This is a genomic window from Cedecea neteri NBRC 105707 = ATCC 33855, assembly GCF_001571265.1.
GTDB classification, from domain to species: domain Bacteria; phylum Pseudomonadota; class Gammaproteobacteria; order Enterobacterales; family Enterobacteriaceae; genus Cedecea; species Cedecea neteri.
Window position 1 is genome coordinate 1 of sequence record NZ_BCTL01000069.1, and the last position, 20867, is coordinate 20867.

The 20867-nt window shown below is 50.0% G+C and carries 19 protein-coding genes and 2 pseudogenes; 17 read left to right on the forward strand and 4 right to left on the reverse strand.

What is annotated here, in order from left to right; genetic code table 11:
• Positions 1 to 5 precede the first annotated feature (5 nt).
• Positions 6 to 814 (forward strand): annotated as a pseudogene (locus CNE01S_RS22115) (IS5 family transposase).
• A gap of 50 nt (positions 815 to 864) precedes the next feature.
• Here the strand turns inward: CNE01S_RS22115 and CNE01S_RS25125 are convergent.
• The 4 genes and pseudogenes from CNE01S_RS25125 to CNE01S_RS22140 form a co-directional block, all read right to left on the reverse strand.
• Positions 865 to 1349 (reverse strand): annotated as a pseudogene (locus CNE01S_RS25125) (transposase); the annotation flags it as partial.
• Between the two features lie 110 nt (positions 1350 to 1459).
• Complete coding sequence (locus CNE01S_RS22130) at positions 1460 to 1906, reverse strand: hypothetical protein (RefSeq protein WP_082763271.1); 447 nt, start codon at positions 1904 to 1906, stop codon at positions 1460 to 1462.
• 207 nt (positions 1907 to 2113) lie between these two features.
• Entirely contained in the window at positions 2114 to 4807 is a 2694-nt protein-coding gene (locus tag CNE01S_RS22135; RefSeq protein ID WP_061278611.1) for a cation-transporting P-type ATPase, read from the reverse strand.
• Positions 4808 to 4854: 47 nt separating this feature from the next.
• On the reverse strand, positions 4855 to 5286 hold the full coding sequence (locus CNE01S_RS22140) for a universal stress protein (protein WP_061278613.1): 432 nt from the start codon (positions 5284 to 5286) through the stop codon (positions 4855 to 4857).
• A gap of 473 nt (positions 5287 to 5759) precedes the next feature.
• Between CNE01S_RS22140 and CNE01S_RS22145 the strand changes: the two genes are divergently transcribed.
• The 16 genes from CNE01S_RS22145 (at position 5760) to CNE01S_RS22220 (ending at position 20407) form a co-directional block, all read left to right on the forward strand.
• Positions 5760 to 6845 carry an efflux RND transporter periplasmic adaptor subunit gene (locus tag CNE01S_RS22145; RefSeq protein ID WP_061278615.1) on the forward strand — a complete coding sequence of 362 codons (1086 nt, stop codon included), beginning with the start codon at positions 5760 to 5762 and terminating at the stop codon, positions 6843 to 6845.
• Positions 6845 to 9907 carry an efflux RND transporter permease subunit gene (locus CNE01S_RS22150; RefSeq protein WP_061278617.1) on the forward strand — a complete coding sequence of 1021 codons (3063 nt, stop codon included), beginning with the start codon at positions 6845 to 6847 and terminating at the stop codon, positions 9905 to 9907. The genes CNE01S_RS22145 and CNE01S_RS22150 overlap by 1 nt, the downstream gene beginning before the upstream one ends.
• Positions 9904 to 10869 (forward strand): acyltransferase, encoded by a 966-nt coding sequence (locus CNE01S_RS22155; protein WP_061278619.1) that lies wholly within the window; start codon positions 9904 to 9906, stop codon positions 10867 to 10869. The genes CNE01S_RS22150 and CNE01S_RS22155 overlap by 4 nt, the downstream gene beginning before the upstream one ends.
• A 164-nt stretch (positions 10870 to 11033) precedes the next feature.
• A protein-coding gene (locus CNE01S_RS22165) for an IS3 family transposase (protein WP_425430201.1) occupies positions 11034 to 12142 on the forward strand; the annotation gives its coding sequence in 2 pieces (ribosomal slippage) (positions 11034 to 11286 and positions 11286 to 12142; 1110 coding nt in all).
• Positions 12143 to 12160: 18 nt separating this feature from the next.
• Complete coding sequence (locus CNE01S_RS24840; RefSeq protein ID WP_072279207.1) at positions 12161 to 12706, forward strand: NotI family restriction endonuclease; 546 nt, start codon at positions 12161 to 12163, stop codon at positions 12704 to 12706.
• 178 nt (positions 12707 to 12884) lie between these two features.
• The gene (locus CNE01S_RS22170; protein ID WP_061278621.1) at positions 12885 to 13754 is read left to right on the forward strand and encodes a GTPase family protein; all 870 of its coding nucleotides are present in this window, start codon (positions 12885 to 12887) and stop codon (positions 13752 to 13754) included.
• A gap of 260 nt (positions 13755 to 14014) precedes the next feature.
• The gene (locus CNE01S_RS22175; RefSeq protein ID WP_061278623.1) at positions 14015 to 14710 is read left to right on the forward strand and encodes a hypothetical protein; all 696 of its coding nucleotides are present in this window, start codon (positions 14015 to 14017) and stop codon (positions 14708 to 14710) included.
• Positions 14711 to 14729: 19 nt separating this feature from the next.
• Complete coding sequence (locus CNE01S_RS22180; RefSeq protein ID WP_061278625.1) at positions 14730 to 15203, forward strand: hypothetical protein; 474 nt, start codon at positions 14730 to 14732, stop codon at positions 15201 to 15203.
• A 24-nt stretch (positions 15204 to 15227) separates the two neighbouring features.
• The gene (locus CNE01S_RS22185; RefSeq protein ID WP_096753956.1) at positions 15228 to 15686 is read left to right on the forward strand and encodes a YfjT/YkfB family phage-associated protein; all 459 of its coding nucleotides are present in this window, start codon (positions 15228 to 15230) and stop codon (positions 15684 to 15686) included.
• Between the two features lie 96 nt (positions 15687 to 15782).
• On the forward strand, positions 15783 to 16202 hold the full coding sequence (locus tag CNE01S_RS22190) for an antirestriction protein (RefSeq protein WP_061278627.1): 420 nt from the start codon (positions 15783 to 15785) through the stop codon (positions 16200 to 16202).
• Positions 16203 to 16216: 14 nt separating this feature from the next.
• A complete protein-coding gene (gene radC / locus CNE01S_RS22195; protein WP_096754170.1) occupies positions 16217 to 16684 on the forward strand; it encodes a RadC family protein in 468 nt (155 codons plus the stop codon).
• Between the two features lie 10 nt (positions 16685 to 16694).
• Positions 16695 to 17021, forward strand: coding sequence for a type IV toxin-antitoxin system YeeU family antitoxin (locus tag CNE01S_RS22200; RefSeq protein WP_061278631.1), 327 nt, complete (start codon positions 16695 to 16697; stop codon positions 17019 to 17021).
• A gap of 31 nt (positions 17022 to 17052) precedes the next feature.
• Complete coding sequence (locus CNE01S_RS22205) at positions 17053 to 17433, forward strand: TA system toxin CbtA family protein (protein WP_061278633.1); 381 nt, start codon at positions 17053 to 17055, stop codon at positions 17431 to 17433.
• Positions 17430 to 17921 (forward strand): DUF5983 family protein, encoded by a 492-nt coding sequence (locus tag CNE01S_RS22210; RefSeq protein WP_061278635.1) that lies wholly within the window; start codon positions 17430 to 17432, stop codon positions 17919 to 17921. The genes CNE01S_RS22205 and CNE01S_RS22210 overlap by 4 nt, the downstream gene beginning before the upstream one ends.
• Positions 17922 to 18012: 91 nt before the next feature.
• Positions 18013 to 18849 (forward strand): DUF4942 domain-containing protein, encoded by an 837-nt coding sequence (locus CNE01S_RS22215; RefSeq protein ID WP_061278637.1) that lies wholly within the window; start codon positions 18013 to 18015, stop codon positions 18847 to 18849.
• A 316-nt stretch (positions 18850 to 19165) separates the two neighbouring features.
• Positions 19166 to 20407 (forward strand): integrase, encoded by a 1242-nt coding sequence (locus tag CNE01S_RS22220; protein WP_061278639.1) that lies wholly within the window; start codon positions 19166 to 19168, stop codon positions 20405 to 20407.
• Positions 20408 to 20867: the final 460 nt, after the last annotated feature.

The following is a 20867-nucleotide window of genomic DNA, read 5'->3' on the forward strand; positions in this document are numbered from 1 at the left end:
AGCACATCTACAACAGAGCCCTCATCAACCGTGGCTCCATCACTTTCTGGCTGGACGATGAGGCGATTCAGGCCTGGTATGAGTCAGCAACGCCTTCATCCCGGGGGCGGCCCCAGCGTTATTCTGACCTTGCCATCACGACTGTCCTGGTGATTAAACGCGTATTCCTGCTCACCCTGCGAGCCGCACAGGGCTTTATTGATTCCATTTTTGCCATGATGGGTGTTCCTCTTCGCTGTCCGGATTACACCAGTGTCAGCAAGCGGGCAAAGTCGGTTAATGTCAGTTTTAAAACACCCACCCGGGGTGAAATTGCGCACCTGGTGATTGATTCCACCGGTCTGAAGGTTTTTGGTGAAGGCGAATGGAAAGTCAAAAAGCACGGCAAAGAGCGCCGTCGTATCTGGCGAAAACTGCATCTGGCTGTTGATGCTAGTACGCATGAAGTCATCTGTGCAGACCTGTCGCTGAACAACGTTACGGACTAAGAAGCCTTCCCGGGTCTCATCCGGCAGACTCACAGAAAAATCAGGGCAGCGGCGGCAGATGGTGCTTACGATACGCGGCGATGTCATGACGAACTGCGTCGTAAGAAAATCAGCGGCTGACAGGAAGTAATGCGCGGTGGAAATGGACAACAGATTACAACCGTCGCTCGATAGCGGAGACGGCGATGTACAGGGTAAAGCAACTGTTCGGAGGTTCACTGACGCTGCGTGACTACGATGGTCAGGTAGCAGAGGCTTTGGCCATGGTGCGTGCACTGAACAAAATGACGAAGGCTGGTATGCCAGAGAGCGTGCGTGTCGCCTGAAAACACGACGCGCTACGGAGATACTTGCCCGAAATCTGATTTATTCAACAAAGTCTACGCAGGTACAAAAAACACAGGCCAAATCCCCAGTTACGCTGGCTGTCAGTAATGCGCAACAGCCAGTCAGCAATGGCTTCATTTTCTTCACTGAGCTTAGGCTGATAGCGATAGCAACTTTCACTGACAACAAACATCTGGCAGGCAAAGCGCACGCCTATGCTTCGGTTTCTGACAGCTTCCTGCGCCATCTGCTTTCTCTGCGATGGCTTCACCACTTTTTTGCCATGGCTTCCTGAATGATCTCGGCTTTCAGTCGTTCTTCGGCATACATCTTTTTGAGGCGGCGATTTTCCTCTTCCAGCTCTTTCAATCGGGTCATCATGGAAGCATCCATAGCGCCAAAACGAGAACGCCATTTGTAAAAGCTGTCATTGCTCATGCCATGTTCACGGCAGAGTTCAGAAACCGGTGTTCCGGCCTCAGCTTGCCTAAGAATGGTCATGATTTGACTGTCGGTAAAACGTGATTTTTTCATAGAAATCCCCCAAGTTCAGATTACGAGAAAATTCTACTTATAAACACACCGGTTTTTCGGGGGGATTACCCAGAGTCGAAGCCATTTGAAGAGAGGTTTTTCGTTGAGCCTTATTTAAAACTCCACTGTGCGGAAATAACAAAAACTGAGGGTATTATGATGCCGACATCTACCCCAAAGTAGGATGTGAAATTATACTGTAATCCATGGTAAATATATGGTGAAAAACCAACCCCAGTAACTTTCTTAAAATCATGATAAGAACCGTGATCCCCACAATCACTAAAAGTGTCAAAGAAAAATTCGCCTACATACCCATATATTCCTTTAAAAACCAATCCATCGCTAAGACTCACCCAGTCTTTTCTAACGCCAGCCGCCAGGCATCTATCATTAAAGCTATTATTCATCGTTCCAAGAATGAAACTATACTCTGATTGTTCTGAAAATTTTCTTTCCACCGAGAAAAATTTGTTATCAAAGTGCTCTGTATACTGCCCATGGTTATGGGTAAGATGATACACATAGGATCCTGTATTTATGGAATAAAGATTCATCTCTTCTGCTTGACCAGAGAAAGATGAGACAAATGCTACGCACGCATATAAAAAACAAAACACCCCTGATTTGGTTTTATTTTCATATTTCGAGTTCATGATTAAGCTCTTATAAAGTTAAGCTTTCGCATTTTAAATTCAATCCATATTTTCGACAGCAAGTGGATGTAAGGTTTTCACATCCACTTGCTGAACTATAAACCTATTTCAGGGTTGTTTATTCCGCCATCTTTTTGTTAAAACCTTTTCTAATTCAACAATTAGAAACATTACGAATCCAATGCTGAAAGTTATAACCCAGTAACGGAACGGTAGCGCTTCGGTGCCAAACAACATCTGCATGAACGGTGCGTAAATGATGAGAAGCTGCAGTGCCAACAGTACGCCGCTCACAATCCAAATCCCTTTATTTGCCAGCAGCCCTTTGCTCAGTGAGAAGCCGTCATTAACGCGGCAGTTGAGCATGTAAAACCATTGGGCGGTCACCAGTGTTTGCAACAGCACGGTGCGGATAAATTCCGCCGAGTAACCACGCGGCTGCAGCCAGGCCTCCAGCACAAAGGCGCTAATGGCAATCATCAGGCCGACAAACACCACTCGCCAGATGGCATAGCCGTCCATCACATGCAGATCCGCCTTACGCGGTGGACGGTTCATAATGCCCTTCTCACCCGCTTCAAACGCCAGGCCAAATGACAGCGTTGCCGACGTCGCCATGTTCATCCACAGAATCAGTACCGGCGTCAACGGAATCAGGTTTCCTGCCAGCAGCGCGATGATAATCAGCAAAGCTTGGGCAATGTTGCTGGGGATCACGAACAGAATAGTCTTTTTTAGGTTATCGTAAACTCGACGCCCCTCGTGTACCGCGCTGGCAATAGTGGAAAAGTTGTCGTCCGTTAAAACCATGTCGGCGGCTTCTTTGGTGACTTCAGTCCCCTTAATCCCCATAGCAATACCCACATCGGCCCGCTTTAGCGCCGGGGCGTCGTTCACGCCATCCCCGGTCATTCCTACGACTTCCTGCTTGCTTTGTAATGCCTGAACAAGGCGGAACTTATCCTCCGGGCTGGTTCGTGCAAAAATATCGTATTGCTGTGCGGCATCACTAAGCTGACGAGCGTCCATCGCCTCAAGTTCGCGGCCAGTTATGGCACTTGCGGCATTACCAATACCTAACATTTGCCCTATACTCATCGCAGTTTGCGGATGGTCGCCGGTGATCATTTTCACGCGAATCCCCGCTTGGAGGCAGTCGGCAATGGCGGTGATGGCTTCCGGACGCGGCGGATCCATCATGCCGGCAATGCCAAGCAGGATCACCCCATCACTCAGATCCGCATGATCCAGCTCTCGTTGCCCTTCGCCAGCCGGTTTCCAGGCCGCAGCCACCATGCGCAAGCCTTCGCGGGCGTACTCTTCAATCTTACCTTCCCAGTAAGACTGAGCGAACGGCTGCAGCCCGTCATTCGTCTGCTGGAATTGGCAGAGGCGGAACAGGATGTCCGGTGCGCCGGTAATCAAAATAACCTCTTCATTACCAAGACGATAAAGCGTGGACATGTATTTATACTGTGAGTCAAACGGAATTTTACTGCGCATTTCGGTATCGAGCGGCGGAAGCGGAGTTTTCGCCGCCAGCACCTTCAGCGCACCCTCGGTTGGTCCTCCTGTAATTTTCCACAGCCCCTGCTCGTCTTTGATCAGTTGGCTATCATTACAGAGATCAATGGTGCGCAGATAGCGTTCCAGCAGAGAACCCTGCGTAATGCTGACGGGCGTCGGGTCGTCTATGGGATGAATATTCCCCACTGGCTCGTAGCTGTCTCCCTCCACACGATAAATCGTGTCAGCGGTAATCACTGCTTTGACCGTCATTTCATTCATGGTCAGGGTGCCAGTTTTATCCGAGCATATGACCGTCATCGCCCCTAGCGTTTCAACCGTGGGCAGCTTACGAATGATGGCCTTGCGACGAGCCATGGCCTGTACACCAAGCGAAAGAATGATGGAAATAATTGCCGGCAACCCTTCCGGTACCGCTGCAACAGCGAGGCTGATAAGTGACAATACCAGCTCTGAAACCGGCATATCTCTGAACAGGATACTGAAGACAAACAGTGCCAACATCATCACCAGGATAATGATGAAGATAGTTTTACCGAGCTTATCCATCTGCACCATCAGGGGTGTACGGTGTTTTTCGATATCAGACATCATCTGATTGATATGCCCAAGCTCGGTCTCTCCACCGGTCGCGACCACCACACCTCTCCCACCGCCGGAGCTGACTGTTGTACCTGAATAGAGAAGGTTATATCGATCGCCTAAAGGCAGTTCTCCGCTTAACGCATCGCTGTTTTTCTCCACAACGGTTGATTCACCGGTCAGGATGGCCTCTTCCACGCGAAGGCTATGCGCTTCTATCACACGCATGTCCGCGGGAATACGATCTCCGGCACGAATCATCACAATGTCGCCAGGGACCAGTGCCGTGGTGGGGATGGTTTCATGATTACCCTGTCGAACTACCACAACTTCACTAGAGAGCATATTGCGAATACTTTGCAGCGATTTTTCAGCGTTGCTCTCCTGAATATGGCCAATCAGGGCGTTGATGATGGCCACCCCGAGGATCACAAACATATCAACCCAATGGCCCATGAAGAGTTTAAGTAGGGCGGCTACCAGCAGAACGTAAATCAACACATCATTAAAATGGGCCAGGAAGCGAAGCCAGGCAGGCTTGCCCTTTTTTTGCGGTAACGCATTCTCACCGTATTGCTGGAGACGGGCTGACGCCTCAATACCGCTAAGTCCCTCCGGGGTAGAGTCGATACCCGACAGGGTTTCGTCAACAGTTTGTTGATAATACGGACGTTCAGGTTTTCCTGTTTTCATCGTTCATTCCTCAGAATCTTTTCAGAAATCACCTTGCTTTCATGTCATTAACGAATAACGAAAACAGGAACATGTGCGTAACGAACAATACTTGCCGCCTCAGACCCTAACAAATGGGTTTGAATATTTGGATTTCGAGAGCCGACAATAATCGCACCGGCAGCAATTTCATCCGCCAGCTTAATAACTTCATCCCGGACATTCCCGCTACGTACATGAAGATGAACATGCCCTTCAGGCAGATTCAATTTTTTGACCAGAGCAGACAGTTTTTCTTTCGAATTATTAATCATATATTCATCCATCTTTCGCGCATCTGAAATAAAACCACGTGTCAGTTCAGTTGAAAATGTTGGCATGACATGCAGCAAATGAACCTCACCCGATGCACTTTGCGCCAAAAACTGTGCGTGCTGCAACGCCTTGTCAGTCAGGCCAGCCTCGTATACATCTACCGGAACCAGAATGTTTTTATACATATCGTGTATCCTTTTCATAACCTAAACGAGAATGAGTGAGTCAGGAGAAACCGCATAAAAATCAGGGGTTGCGATTTAATTCCTGTCACGGAAGAAGAGACGGGTGCTATTAAACGTAGCACAGGAATATCAGGATGTTATTAAGAATCTGCGCGGTGATGTCGCTAACCTTTTGTCATTGTGCAACAGGTTCCTGATAATTGTTATTTAACATTTATTTATTCAGCGACTATGCTCATACTCTGTCACACGATACGCTTAATATTACTGTTCCTGTCGCCGGCGTCCGGCTTATGGAGAAATTTATGTATGGTGTAAACCTGATCCGACTTTGTATGTTTATTGCCTTTGCTATTATCGGTAGCACTGCAATTGGTTTATTTACCTATATAGTTGTCACTGTTCTGGCAGAATAGCTTCACCCCATTTTCTGTTGCGAAATAAATAAAAAGGTTATTTATTAGGGGAATACAGTGAACCGCTACATCTCTCTTTTACCATTCGTTATGTTAACGCTTACGGCGTGTGATCTGAAATCTGAACAAGTCCCCTCCCTGCCGCGAATGGTAAAGGTGGCGGTGGTTACTGTCCCTGGTCACGCCCAGCAGCGCGTTTTTCCCGCCCGTATTGAATCGGGTGATTCCACAGACCTTTCCTTCAAGCGTTTAGGTCAAATTAACACGCTCGATATTCGCCAGGGCGCAGCGATCAAGCAGGGGCAACAGCTTGCCAGATTGAACGCCCGAGAAGCCGAGCAGCGGGTTAACGACAGACAAACGGCGGCAACATTAGCCCAGCGGCAATTCGCACGCTTCCAGACGCTGGCGGGACGCCAAGCTATCTCGAAAGCAGAAATGGATGTTCAGCGTACGAATCGCGATTCTGCGAATGCGGCGCTACAAATTGCCCGTGAAGAGCTGAATCAGATGACGCTTGTCGCCCCCTTCAGCGGGACGGCAGCCAGCGTTCATGTACGAAACCACCAGGTGGTGTCTGCCGGTCAGCCCATTGTAACCTTGACCCGAACCGACCAGTTGGACGTGGTGTTTAGTATTCCTGAGAACCTGTTCAAAACGTTTGATATCCGTAACGCACAGTATCGCCCCGTGGTGAGAATTAACGCTATCCCGAATCGGGAATTTACCGCTGTCTACAAGGAACACTCGGGCAGCAGCGACAACAATACCCTGACCTGGCAGGTGATACTTACCATGCCGCGACCAGATGATTTTCCCGCCGTTGGTGGCATAAGCGGTACGGTTACCATCAATTTAACCAACCTCCCTGCTGGCACTGGCACTCATGGGTTGGTCATACCGATTGAGGCGGTCTTTAATCCGAATAATAGTCCGCGTAATGAGCCGCATGTCTGGGTAGTCACGGGTGAAGGCGACACGCTCCACCTTGAAGACCGCAAGGTCAGCGTGGGGCAAGTGAGCACCGAGGGCGTGATAATCACCAGTGGGCTTAAAGTCGGTGAACGCGTGGTGGCCGCAGGCGTTGGGGAGCTACATGCTAACCAGCCGGTGCGCATCTGGACGCGTGAACGGGGGCTGTAATGGATATCTCTCGTCAATTTATCAATAACCCTATTCGCGTCTGGCTAACAATTCTGATGCTTGGGATCGGGGGTATTTTTGCACTTTTGAATATCGGCAGGCTGGAAGATCCCGCCTTTACCATTAAAACGGCAGTGGTGATAACATACTATCCCGGCGCATCCGCTCAGCAGGTAGAAGAAGAGGTAACTCTGCCATTAGAGAATGCCCTTCAACAGTTGCCTTATCTGGACAATGTCAGCTCCATCTCTTCAAATGGTCTGTCGCAAATCACCGTTAACATTGCCTCACGCTATCACTCGAACGAACTGCCGCAGATCTGGGATGAACTACGCCGTCGCGTTGGGGATGCCTCGCGTCAATTCCCGCCGGGCGTCGTCCCCCCTTTTGTGAATGACGATTTCGGTGATGTATTCGGCTTTTTCTTCTCGATTTCCGGTGATGAATTCAATAACCCCGAACTCGTTCGCTACGCCGAGCAGTTGCGTCGCGAATTGATTCTTGTACCCGGAGTCGCTAAGGTCGCCATCGGTGGGGCCATCAGCCAGCAGGTCAATATTGATATATCTTTGGTCAAGATGGCCGCGCGTGGTATTACGCTTAATACCCTTTCAGCTCAGCTCAGCAGGCTTAACGTCGTTTCCAACGCTGGAGAAATTACTTCCGGCACCGAATCTATTCGCCTGACCCCCTCTGGTGAGTTCGATAATCTCGATGAACTGGCGGATCTCATTATCACGCCTTCAGGCACCGGGGCGGCCACACGGCTGAGGGATATAGCCACGCTGTCGCGCGGCCTTAACGAATCGCCAGCCAGTATCTACCATGCCAACGGCAGAAAAGCCGTCACCATAGGCGTCTCATTTATTCCCGGCGTAAACGTTATCGACGTGGGCCACGCGCTGGAAGCGAAGATAAACCATATGTCGGCGGAAAAACCGGCAGGTATACACATAGATCCGTTTTACGATCAGGCCGCCGAAGTGAGTCACTCTGTTGACGGTTTTATCATTAACTTCCTGATGGCGCTGGCGATTGTGATCGGCGTGCTGCTGATCTTTATGGGTGTACGGAGCGGGATCATCATCGCCTTCTCCCTAGCGCTTAACGTACTGGGTACATTGTTGATCATGTATCTATGGGGGATTGAGCTACAGCGCATTTCGCTCGGAGCGTTGATTATCGCCCTTAGTATGCTTGTGGATAATGCCATCGTGATTGTTGACGGAGTACTCATTGCCCGACAGCAAGGCTCACCGCTGCTGACCGCCGTCAATTACATCATCCGTCGTTCAGCCCTGCCGCTGCTGGGGGCGACGGTAATCGCCATTCTGGCGTTTGCGCCAATCGGGCTCTCACAGGATTCCACCGGGGAATACTGTAAATCACTGTTCCAGGTACTGCTGATTTCACTGATGCTGAGCTGGTTCTCCGCGCTCACCATCACGCCGGCGCTGATTAAATGGTGGTTGTTCAAAAACCACCATTCACCTGAAAAAACAGACAAGTCAGATGCTTACGACAAACGCCTCTATCGCCTCTATCAGCAACTGCTTAATACATTGTTGCACAATAAAGCGACGACACTCATGGTGATGGCTGCACTGCTGGCAGCGTCTATTTGGGGTTTCAGCGCCGTACGGCAAAACTTTTTCCCGTCGTCCAATACACCGATTTTCTTTGTCGACCTCTGGTTGCCCTACGGCACCAATATCAAGTGGACCGAGCAAATGACCAGCGATATTGAAACGACGATTAACGGCCAGCCGGGCGTGGAAACCACCATTTCAACAATTGGTCAGGGAAGTATGAGGTTTATTTTGACCTACAGTGGGCAGCGGCAGTACAGCAACTATGCGCAGATCATGGTGAGAATGGATGACCAGCGCAACATATCCGCCTTAACCCGACACGTTGATGAGTACATCTCGCGAAACTATCCCCAGGTGAACGCCAGCACATCACGGGTGATGTTTGGCACCTCCGGTGACAGTGCCATTGAAGTACGAATTAAAGGGCCCGATCCAGACAGGCTGCGTTTGATAGCCAGCCAGGTAGACGACATTCTCGTGCGCGACCCGGCCACGGGCAGCGTCAGGAACGACTGGCAAAACCGTAGCAAGGTGATCCGCCCGCAGTTCATTGCCGCACTGGGCCGTGAGCTTGGCGTTGATAAACAGGATGTTGATAACGCCCTGGAGATGAATTTCTCCGGCAGTCGGGTGGGATTGTATCGTGAAGGCAGTGACCTCCTGCCAGTGGTGGTGCGTCCCCCGGAGAGCGAACGGCTGGATGCCAATCACCTGAACAACGTGCTGGTGTGGAGTCAGACACGGCAGCAGTATATCCCCCTGAGTAATGTCGTCAGCAGTTTCTCACTGGAGTGGGAAGATCCGCTCATTCTTCGCCGCGACCGCTCTCGGGTACTAACGGTTCAGAGCGACCCGGATCCGCTGAGTCAGCAAACCTCAGGCGATATTCTCGCCCGCGTGAAACCCCAAATTGATGCCCTCAGCCTGCCACACGGCTACAGCATTGAGTGGGGAGGTGACGCGGAGAACTCCAGCGAAGCTCAGCAAGGGCTTTTCACCACGCTGCCTCTGGGATATCTAGTGATGTTTGTGATAACGGTTCTTATGTTCAGCTCAGTAAAAAACGCCGTCGCTATCTGGCTGACCGTACCGCTGGCGTTGATTGGCGTCACGCCGGGATTCTTGATTACCGACATCCCCTTTGGCTTTATGGCGCTGATTGGCCTGCTCAGCCTAAGTGGAATGTTGATTCGCAATGGTATCGTGCTGGTAGAAGAGATCGAACAGCAGAAAATGCAAAAGGACCAGCACAGTGCGATCATTTATGCCGCCACTTCGCGCCTGCGCCCTATCCTGCTCACCGCATTTACTACGGTACTTGGACTGGCGCCGCTGCTACTGGATGTTTTCTTCCAGAGTATGGCCGTTGTGATTATGTTTGGACTTGGGTTTGCCACGATCCTGACGCTATTGGTACTCCCCGTGATTTATGCGTGTTTTCATCGTAAGGACGAAACCAAACAACAATGAATGCGACAGGGCTGAACATTATCAAGACGCTGGGCTGTATGACGGCAGTCACCTTCTACACCATCTATAATACCTGGGATTATTATGATTATGACTATCACTGGATCCTCGGTTTTTTAACCTTTATCTCGACGATTGCCACACCTCTGTTTTTTGTGGTTGCAGGTTATCTGGACGGACAATCCCGGCACGACACTTGCTGGCAACTGGATAAAATTAAAAATCTTGTAATCGTTTTCCTGTTCTGGGTAACTATCTATTATCTGTGGGAGCCTTATCAGCGAGGATATTTAATCCAACCATGGTTTGTGTTCGCTTTTGTTGTGATTTACACCTTCCATCCGGCAGTGGAATGGCTCAGCAAGCGGCGGGGGCTGTTCTGCGGCGCAATTGCTGCCCTGCTGGTCTTTTCCTACGGATACGATCTGTTATCTGCGCTTTATCCTAACGCGCACGTTCTTTCTCTGTCACCGCAGTATCGCCTGTGGACGTGGTTACTGTTTTACCTGACGGGGCAGCTTTTCTGCGATCCAAAAATCGCCGAGTGGATAAGCCGCAGGAATGTGGTCAAGGCAGCAGCGGTCGCCATTCCATTTATTTATCTCTTCACATGGTTTTACGAGCGCCACTTCTTTTTTGCCCTCTTCAAGGCTGACAGAAACGCCTTTATTCTCACGGGCTCGCAAATCTACGTTTTGATCATCGCGCTGGTGATTGCGGCGAACGGAGTTCGCTTTCGCCGCAATGCCGAATTTAAGGAGTCCATTCTGGCCAGCATTAGCAAAACGATGACTGGCGTATATATTGTGCACTACTCGGTGTTTCATCTGCTGACGGTGCTGATACCAGTAACGTCTCTCGGCATGAAGCTGCTGTTGATTGTGCTCACTTTCGTCACCTCAGTTCTGTTCTCCATGCTGGTTCTCTCTAATACAGTGGCAAAAAAGATCATTACACTTTAAAAGGACAAAGAACATATCACCGTTGATATAGGGAACGGGTTTGGAAATCATTATTTTGGCAACTTCATTTTTGTCATCTTTATTTGACCCTGACCCAAAATCCTGCTCCATTCAGAAACAGAATTCCGGCATGATAAATACTCCCCTGAACGGAGGTGGTGCCGATGAAAAAGTCACGATTCACCGAAGAGCAGATTGTCTTTGCCCTGAAGCAGGCCGAGCTGGGGACGTCCGTGCCGGACGTCTGTCGCAAGCTGGGCATTTCGGATGCTACTTTCTATACGTGGCGTAAAAAATACGGCGGCATTTCTCCTTCGGAGCTGAAGCATATGCGGCAGCTGGAAGAGGAAAACCTGCGGCTGAAGAGGCTGGTTGCCGATCTGAGCCTCGACAAGGCGATGCTGCAGGACGTGCTGGCAAAAAAGAGCTGACGCTGGCACGCCTGCGCGAATGGGTCAGGGATTTGCAAGCCCGCTACGGAGCCAGTGAGAGACAGGTCTGTTTTGCGCTGCGGGTCAGCCGCAGCTCGTTTCGATATCGTTCTGTGGCCGCCGACGACAGCGCACTGCGGCTGCGTATCCGTGAGATAACCGAAACCCGCGTTCATTACGGGTACCGCCGGGTACACGTGATGCTCAGGCGGGAAGGCTGGCGCGATAATCACAAAAGAATCTACCGCCTCTACTGTGAGCAGGGGCTGTCGCTGCGCCTCAAACGGCCACGCCGCAATAAATCGGCCCAGCGCCGACAACCGCAGCCTCAGGGTCTGTATCCGAATCACGTCTGGGGCATGGATTTTGTTTCTGATGCGTTGTTTAACGGGCGACGACTGCGCCTGTTGACGGTAATCGATCTCTACACCCGCGAATGCCTGGGGATATGCGTGGGACAGAATCTGCGTTCAACGGAAGTGGCAGAAATGCTGAACAGCATAGCGATCAGGCGCCCTTTACCGCAGTTACTGAAAACCGATAATGGTTCTGAATTTGCAGGGAAAATGCTGGACAGGTGGGTGTATGAGAGAGGCATCAGGATCGACTTCTCTCGCCCGGGAAAACCAACGGACAACGCGACAGTGGAGTCCTTCAATGGCAGGTTACGGCAGGAATGTCTGAATGAGAACTGGTTCATGTCTCTGGAGGATGCACGGTGCAAAATCGAGGCCTGGCGCATACACTATAACCAGAGGTGTCCCCATTCTGCGCTGGGCTGGATGACGCCCTCAGAATTTGCCGAAAAATCTGCCGGTTGCCAGAATATGCAGCCAGACTGAAGCCGGTTATTCCTGATTATGAATGGATCATATTCGGGGTCAGGGTCAGCACTGCTTGATGCTAATGGTAAGTTAAAAGAATTTGTCGCTGTTGAAGTACAGACTATCGATACAACGGGTAATTACCGCAATGGGCGGGAAGGTTTGCTTTCACCTGAACGCACAAACCCAACGACGACAGTTGGCATGAACTGGGAAAATGTTAATAAGCGAATCTTGCCGCAACTGATTTATAAGGGTCAGGTGTTACAACGCGAAGCATTATGCCGAAAAGGCTTATTTTTGGTATGCCCGTATCCGGTTTACACAAGAATAATGGGACGCCTTGGTGGGGCCAGTGGCTTGATTCGTTATGCACTGCAACCCGCGTCGATCACGTTTCTTGCCTACGAGCACGATACAAATACGATTGACGGTTCAACCGTTCCGCTAAAAGGATTGCCTCCTCATTCAACTACCGTTTACAAAGTTCAGGAAGCATTCAATAACGTAACTTTACCAGATGAAAACGTCTACCGAACAGCTATCGATATAGCACTAAACAACGACAGAGGGAAGTCTTAAGAGACGATTCCTAGTTGACGTTGCCATCAATTGTGCATGATACATTCTCAACCAGAATTGATCACATTATCGAGTTTTTTCATGCATTTAAAATAATTTCAGATAGATATCATCTCAGTGAGTCCCCCGCATTCTTTATGGATCGCGGGGATTTTTATTTTCACGCTGAGATCTCTACATGACCAAATCTGACGGCTTTCAGGCCATTGAGAAGCCGCTGGCTTCCCTTCCTGCCACTGTTCGAAATCTTATCCTCGACCACTTTCACACACTTACCAGATACGAACCCGTGATTGGCATCATGGGGAAAACAGGATCTGGCAAAAGTAGTGTCTGCAACGCCCTGTTTGCCGGAGAAGTGACACCTGTCAGTGACATCACCGCTTGTACCCGAGAGGCGCTGCATTTTCGTCTTTACAGCGGCGAACACAGCCTGATACTGATCGATTTGCCTGGCGTCGGCGAAAGCGAAATGCGCGATGAGGAGTACGAAGCTTTGTACCGCAATATCCTTCCTGAGCTGGATCTAATCCTGTGGGTTATCAAAGCCGATGATCGCGCTTTCTCTATTGATGAGCGTTTTTATCAGCGGGTGATGACTGACTATCAACACAGGGTTCTGTTTGTCATCAATCAGGCCGATAAAATTGAACCCTGCCATGAATGGAACGCCACCAGCAACACACCATCATCGAATCAGTCGGCTAATATTGATGCCAGAAAGGAATCCATTCGCCACCTGTTCTCACCCTTTAACCCAATATGCAGCATCTCTGCCAGAACGGAATGGAACCTCCCGTTGCTGGTCGAAACCATGATGCGTAGTCTCCCGGATCGAGCGACCAGTCCTCTGGCAACGCAACTGCACGAGAGGTTGTGCACTGCATCAGTAAAAAAGCAGGCGCGTGAAGATTTTGGTCGCGCGGCAGGCGCAGTGTTTGATTCAGCGACAACGACTCTACCTCAGTCATTTAAAGCCGTGATTAATAGTGTCCGGGATGCCGTCGTGTCGATGGCGCGTGCTGTTTGGGACTGGATTTTCTTCTGAGTAAATGAATCACCATCGTGTCGATGGTGAATTATTTCGTTTATCCATTGCTTTACAGACAATTCCAGCATCAACGACACAACCTGTCGGCATCAGAAGATGATAATACCAGCTGTAAACCCGTAACCCCTCCCCACTTCGCACCCAGCGTATCGATCTGCACTAACCATGTAGCCACGCGCCGACGACACAACCTGTCCACTGCGCACATTACATTAACGCCATCTTTATTAATCACTTACCTGTCATGGAGATCATAAATGTCTCAGGCTGAGCGTCGCTATGATCGCCTGTCTGTTCGGCTGTCGCTGATTATCAGCCGCCTGATCGCTGGCGAAACGCTGAATGTACGCATGCTTGCGGCAGAATTTGGTGTTTCGGAACGCACGCTGCAGCGCGATTTTCGCGAACGGTTAATTTACCTCGATCTCGAATATCAGAACGGCTGCTGCCGCCTGTTGACGGGAGGGCGGCATGAACTCAGGGAAGAGGCTGCGATGCAATTTGCCCGCCAGTCAGGTATTGGCACGCTGTTTCCGGATATGGACAGCCATCTGGTCAGCTCACTTCTGAATCGTCAGAGCTCTCCGCCTTGCCTTGTCTGGCATCATGAATCGCCAGCTTCACCACCCCGTCCGGGTATTTTTACTCGCCTCGTCAAAGCAGCTACTGAGCAACGCCGCATTACCTTGCTCGCCGACGGATGCCGTTGTGATGGCCTTGCACCTTACCGGCTAATTTTCAGTGCCGGTGGCTGGTTTCTGGCAGGAGAACATCTCGGGCAAATAACCGTTTTCCCGCTGCACATCATTCATTCCGTCACGTTTCATTCAGAGATGTTTACACCGAAAAGAGAGTTCACAAGCGTGCTTTTACGCCCGGAATTTCTCCAGGCATTACCTCACTTTCAGTGTATCGAAGACGTTATATCTTCCTTTAACCCCAAAAGTATTTAACCAAATAAAAGGACCTTAAATGAAAAAAACAAAATTATTGTTATTAATATCTGTAATCGCAACTGGAATAATTTCATCAAATTCAGCGGAGGCATCCAACCTTTATAAAGGTGTGTTACCTGCAGCAGTCAACAATAAGAATGGCAACAGGTTTTGGTGCAATGCTTACCAGCAGGTAAGAAAAATGTGCCAGGCTACTGAAATTGACGCGACTGGTGGATTTATTCTGATACGATCTGCACCTTCGAAAAATTGCGAGGCTGGCGTTTGGGGATGGATCAACCCAGGTAATAAGAACAGTGTAACCGATTATATTGCAAAGGGTTACACAATCACTCCTGATGTCAAATTTAATGTAACAGCTAAGGAGTTGTGCAGTCCCAACATGAAAGTAACATTTCTGCCTAACAGTAAAAGACCTCAGTTTGATGACATGGTCGGACTGTATAATGGAAAAGAAGTATTCCGTTATAAATGGCCTGACAAAAAATAAAATATAATCAATTAAGGTTTGGATATGAAAAAACTATCGATTTTGACTATATTCTTATTTCCCATTACTTCTTTTGCGGCTCCTAACATGTGGAGCAGTGGCTTCGGCCAGGGTGTCACCGAATATCTGATTACAAACCAGCAGAATGCCACTTTTAACCTCAACTGCACGACAAACCCGGATGAGCAGAATGTACTGCAGCACAGTGTGCTTATCGACCTGCCAGACGGCAACCGTGCCAATTCTCGCGATGAGCAAACATCCATCACTGTAGTAATGGATGACCAGCAGTTTCCTATACCTGCCTCGCTGGGATGGCGGAATGGTGATAATGCCTGGATTTCATTTATCGACGCACTGGGTAACACTGCCGCATTCGATGTCTATGTGAACGATAAAAAAGCAGGCAGCTTCACGCCTGGCACAGGAAATACGAGAAAAGTGCTGAACGATCTTAGCGGTTGCAGAAATACTGCCGGTTAAGCGTTTTTTAACAGACCGCAAATTAATCAACGTCAGGCCATGCTTCCTCCGGGAAGCATGGCCTTTTTGTTTTCAAACTACTCATACGGAATCAACATGGATCAAACCACATCACTCATCACCGCATCATCCGTACCCGACAGGCAGCGTCTTAACTTCTGGCCGAAGCACTTCGGGAAGATCCCGCAGTGGATGCTGCTGGAGCCTCGCACTTTCGCCTGGATGGATCGCCTGTGCGAAGCCTACAACGGCGGATACTGGAATTATTTCACGCTCAGCAACGGCGGTGCCTTTATCGCACCTGACAGCGAGGACCGCTGGGCAATTTTCAACAAGTTGAATGGTAACAGCGCAAAGATGACCAGCGAAGCCGCTGGTATTAGCGTTTGTCTGCTGAACTGGAGTCACCATGCCTGCAGAACCGGCAGCCTTGCTATGAGCGAACACTACTATTATCTGCGCGAATTTGCGCTGAGCCATCCTGAAAGCTGCGCCATCATGCACATCATCGACTGATGCCGAAGGACATTATGGAAACGACTGCATTATCTCTTCCACTTTCATCACACCGCACCATAAAACGCGCCCTGACGCTGATCGAAAATCACCTGCGTGAACCGGGCGTGTCGTTTACCTCAGCATCACTCACCCGCGACTGGCTGCGGCTGAACCTATCAGGGCTGGAGCGGGAAGTGTTCATGGTGATGTTTCTGGACAACCAGAACCGGCTGCTGGCGCATGAAACGCTATTTCACGGCTCTATCACCAGTACGGAAATTCATCCCCGCGAAGTGGTTAAAGCCGCACTGCGGCACAACGCCGCTGCGGCCATCTTTGCCCACAACCATCCGTCCGGATATGCCGAGCCCAGTGACGCCGACCGACGCATCACCGAACGGCTGAAAAAAGCGCTGGCGCTGGTTGAGGTGCGCGTGCTGGACCATCTAATTGTCGGCAGCAAAGAGATTGTCTCATTCGCCGAGCGCGGCTGGTCATGAAGGAGGACATATGGATTCTCAACAATGGGGGCTGATGTGCAGTAAAACTCCGTGCTTTGGAGCCAGGCTGGTGCAGGAAGGCAACCGGCTGCACTTTCTGGCTGAACGGGCAGGGTTTACTGGCGACTTCAGCGACGATGAAGCACTTCGCCTTGATCAGGCTTTTGCGCTGATAATGAAACAGCTGGAACAGATGTTGTCATCTGGTGAGCTGAATCCCCGCCAGCAGCAACGCGTTACCCTGCATCACATTGGGCTGACCTGCGAAGCCGATACGCTCGGTTCACACGGTTACATTTACATCACGATTTATCCCTCTCCGGCAGTCACCGGCTGACCTACCGTATCTGACAACAGGATCACACCACATGCAAAATTTACCTTTACCCGAGCCACGGGCGGCTGAGCCATGCCCGTCGCCCGTGCAGGTCTGGCAACTGCTGCTCACACATCTGCTGGATAAACACTATGGCCTCACGCTCATCGACACGCCGTTTGGCGACGACAGCGTAATTCAGGCGCACATCAACGCCGGTATCTCCCTGTGCGACGCCGTCAATTTCATTGTGGAAAGGTATGAGCTGGTACGTACCGACAACAGCCGTTTCAACCTCAGCGAGCGCTCATCGCTAGTTAGTGCCATCGACATTCTGCGTGCCCGTCGTGCAACCGGACTGATAGTGAGCAGCGGCTACAGCACCATAACCCGCATCACAACGGGCCGGTATCGGGAGGACAAAACACAGTGAAAATCGGTCTGAACCTTAACGCTACCAGTATCAATGTGCTGGCATTGAACATGGGGAAAATCGCGCTCGATGTTGACGGTGTCGAGCTCGCTGAGCTGATAGCTGCCGTTAATGCTCAAGGGCTGACGCTGCGTATCGCGGAGGAACCCGGCGAGGTGATTGTCGAAACCCCATTGCCTGCTGGCTCCCGCCTGGCTGGCGTCTGCTGCAGCACTGCCCATATCACCAGCGAGGATAATTCGCTGCTGTATGCGCTATCTCATCAGGCGCAGGAATACAGCGATGGGGAGTGGGTACACTTCACCGGCTCGGGTTACTTCATCCGGCTGGATGCCTGGTCATATCCGCTGTTGCAGCTTAAACGGCGGGGAATGTCGAAATCCTGCCGACGCCTGGTTGCTACCCTGATAAGCCGTTACGGCATCGGCCTGATTCATCTCGATGCGTTTGGCGAACTGCTGCCGGGGTTTGACACCTTTGAATGGTAACGGTGAAAGCCTAATCCTTTCATATTCCTTTCTCACATCAACACATGCACCCGCTCTTAAACCTGCGGATGTTTTTATCTATGGAGACAACATGCAACCGGAATCAGATGTGCTTACCGACCATACTGACATTATCTGCTCCACTAGCATCGAACGCATCGTCACCGGACGTGATGCAGCACTGGTGCAAGTTGAACAATTGATTCAGCAGCTCGACGTCATTTCCCAGCTCACTGCCGGAATCGGTGGTGGCAACTCCTCTGACTGGGCGATGAAGCAAGGCCATCGATATGACTGCTGGCTGATGGAAAAGCTGGATAAAGCAATGCCAGTTATCACCCGTAACATCGACCGCAGCCTGTGGCGAGACCTGATGCTAAAATCCGGCATGCTCTCGCTGATGGACGCGCAGGCCCGTACTCAGTGGTATCAGAACCTGGAAGATGGCGATCTACCGGCCATCAGCGAAGCCAATATCTTCAGCACCTTTGAACAGCTGCATCAGAGCAAAGCGGATGTGTTTGAGCGCGGCATCATCAATCTGTTCAAAGGGCTGTCATGGGATTTCAAAACTAATAGCCCGTGCTTTTTCGGCAAGAAGATTATCATTAGCAATCTGGTGACGCACAACCGCTGGGGCTACAGCCTGACTTGGGGATTTCGTCGCGACCAGTTGGCAGATTTGGAACGGATGTTGTTTTTACTCGATGGTAAAGCGATACCTGACAATCGCGCAGACATTTCCATCAACCTGATGAATCACATCCGCGATAACCCCGGTAAGGATGTCTACGACGATACATACTTTTCGATCCGCTACTTTCAGAAAGGCACTGCACATCTCACGTTCAAACAACCTAAGTTAGTTGAGAAGATGAACGACATCATCGCTAAACACTATCCCGCAATGCTGGCGGCAAATCGATAGGTAAGATAGGATCAGAGCTCTGCTCGCACAGCAAATTTTCGTTAAAAACGGCTAAGATTTTCTTTTAGGCCCATCGATAGGCCCAAAAGAAAAGTTGAACCAACACTTAGCTAATATTAAACAATGATTTAATTAGCCAATTCAGACTCCGCCAGCCCACCAAAACTCTCCATCGGTGATTACCAGAGTCATCCGATGAAGTCCTAAGAGCCCGCACGGCGCAAGCCCTGCGGGCTTTTTTGTGCCCTCAATTTGTCCCGCGAAGTCCGAAGAGAACTAATTAAATCCGAACCTTTTAGGCCCTGACCTGCTCCCCATGGCAAGAAAAATCAAGCCGTTAACCGATACGGAAATCAAAGCCGCCAAACCTAAAGATGCCGATTACCAGCTATATGATGGTGACGGGCTTACTCTGTTAATCAAGTCCAGTGGTAGTAAGCTCTGGCAATTCCGTTACTATCGGCCTTTGACCAAGCAGCGAACCAAACAGAGCTTCGGTGCCTATCCTGCCGTCTCGCTTTCTGATGCACGTAAACTCAGAACTGAATCTCGAGCTTTACTGGCGAAAGACATTGATCCTCAGGAGCATCAGAAAGAACAGGTGAGAAATTCTCAACAGGCCAAAACCAATACCTTCTTGTTAGTTGCCGAGCGTTGGTGGAATGTGAAGAAAACCAGCGTAACAGAGGACTATGCCGACGATATCTGGCGCTCGCTTGAGAGAGATGTTTTCCCGGCAATCGGTGATATCAGTGTCACTGAGATTAAGGCTCATACTCTGGTTAAAGCAGTTCAGCCGGTTCAGGCCAGAGGTGCATTAGAGACTGTTCGCCGCCTTTGTCAGCGTATAAACGAAGTCATGATTTATGCGCAGAACACAGGCTTGATTGATGCAGTTCCCAGCGTAAACATCGGGAAAGCGTCCGAGAAACCGCAGAAGAAAAACATGCCTAGTATCCGCCCGGATCAACTCCCACAACTAATGCAAACTATGCGCACAGCAAGTATCAGCCTGTCCACACGATGCCTGTTCATGTGGCAGCTTCTCACCATTACCCGCCCTGCCGAAGCCGCTGAAGCTCGATGGGATGAGATCGATTTTGATGCTAGCGAATGGAAAATTCCTGCAGCCCGAATGAAGATGAACCGGGACCATACGGTTCCACTATCCGATGAGGCCCTCTCTGTTCTGGAAATGATGAAGTCACTTAGTGGTGGCCGAGAATTTATCTTTCCCAGTCGCATTAAGCCTACCCAGCCGATGAACAGCCAGACAGTGAATGCAGCCCTTAAGCGTGCGGGTTTAGGAGGCGTACTCGTTTCACACGGCTTACGTTCTATTGCTAGTACGGCACTCAATGAGGAGGGATTTCCGCCTGATGTTATTGAGGCCGCACTTGCTCATGTGGACAAAAATGAGGTACGACGAGCTTATAATCGAAGCGATTATCTTGAGCAACGACGTCCAATGATGCAATGGTGGGCTGAATTTGTTAGCAAGGCCGATAGCGGGAGCATTGTTGAAAGCGGGAAAACGGGGTTAAAACTTGTGGGCTGAGTTTTGAACTGGACTGGTGTTTTCCCAGCAAAGGTGCATTGGCTCAAACCTGACTTGGAGTAATCGTAGATAGATCGCAATCGAATCTGACAGTCCGGTTTGTGCCAGAAGCGGACGTTTAGCAGTTTTTTTCCTTCAACTCGTCTGTTGTTATACGCAATGGTTATGCTGTCTAACGTTCATATCCAACCTTCAGATTACCCGTGCTTTTTTCTAGGTCTATAGCCCCCTTAGAGCATTAACCCCCTACTCAGGGCAGTTTCGCGAGCTCGGCCTGTCAGGGGCGTTAACCTAAAATCTAACGGTTCGAACCAAACAGGGGCGGTGCGTGTACATGCATTGTTTTAATTTTCTCACCAGTCTGGACACAGAGATTATTCCGTCCAGTTTTTTTGTGCAGGCAGGTCGATTTTACCTAAGTTGATTATCTCTGTTTTATCGTGTAGACCTACAATCAAGC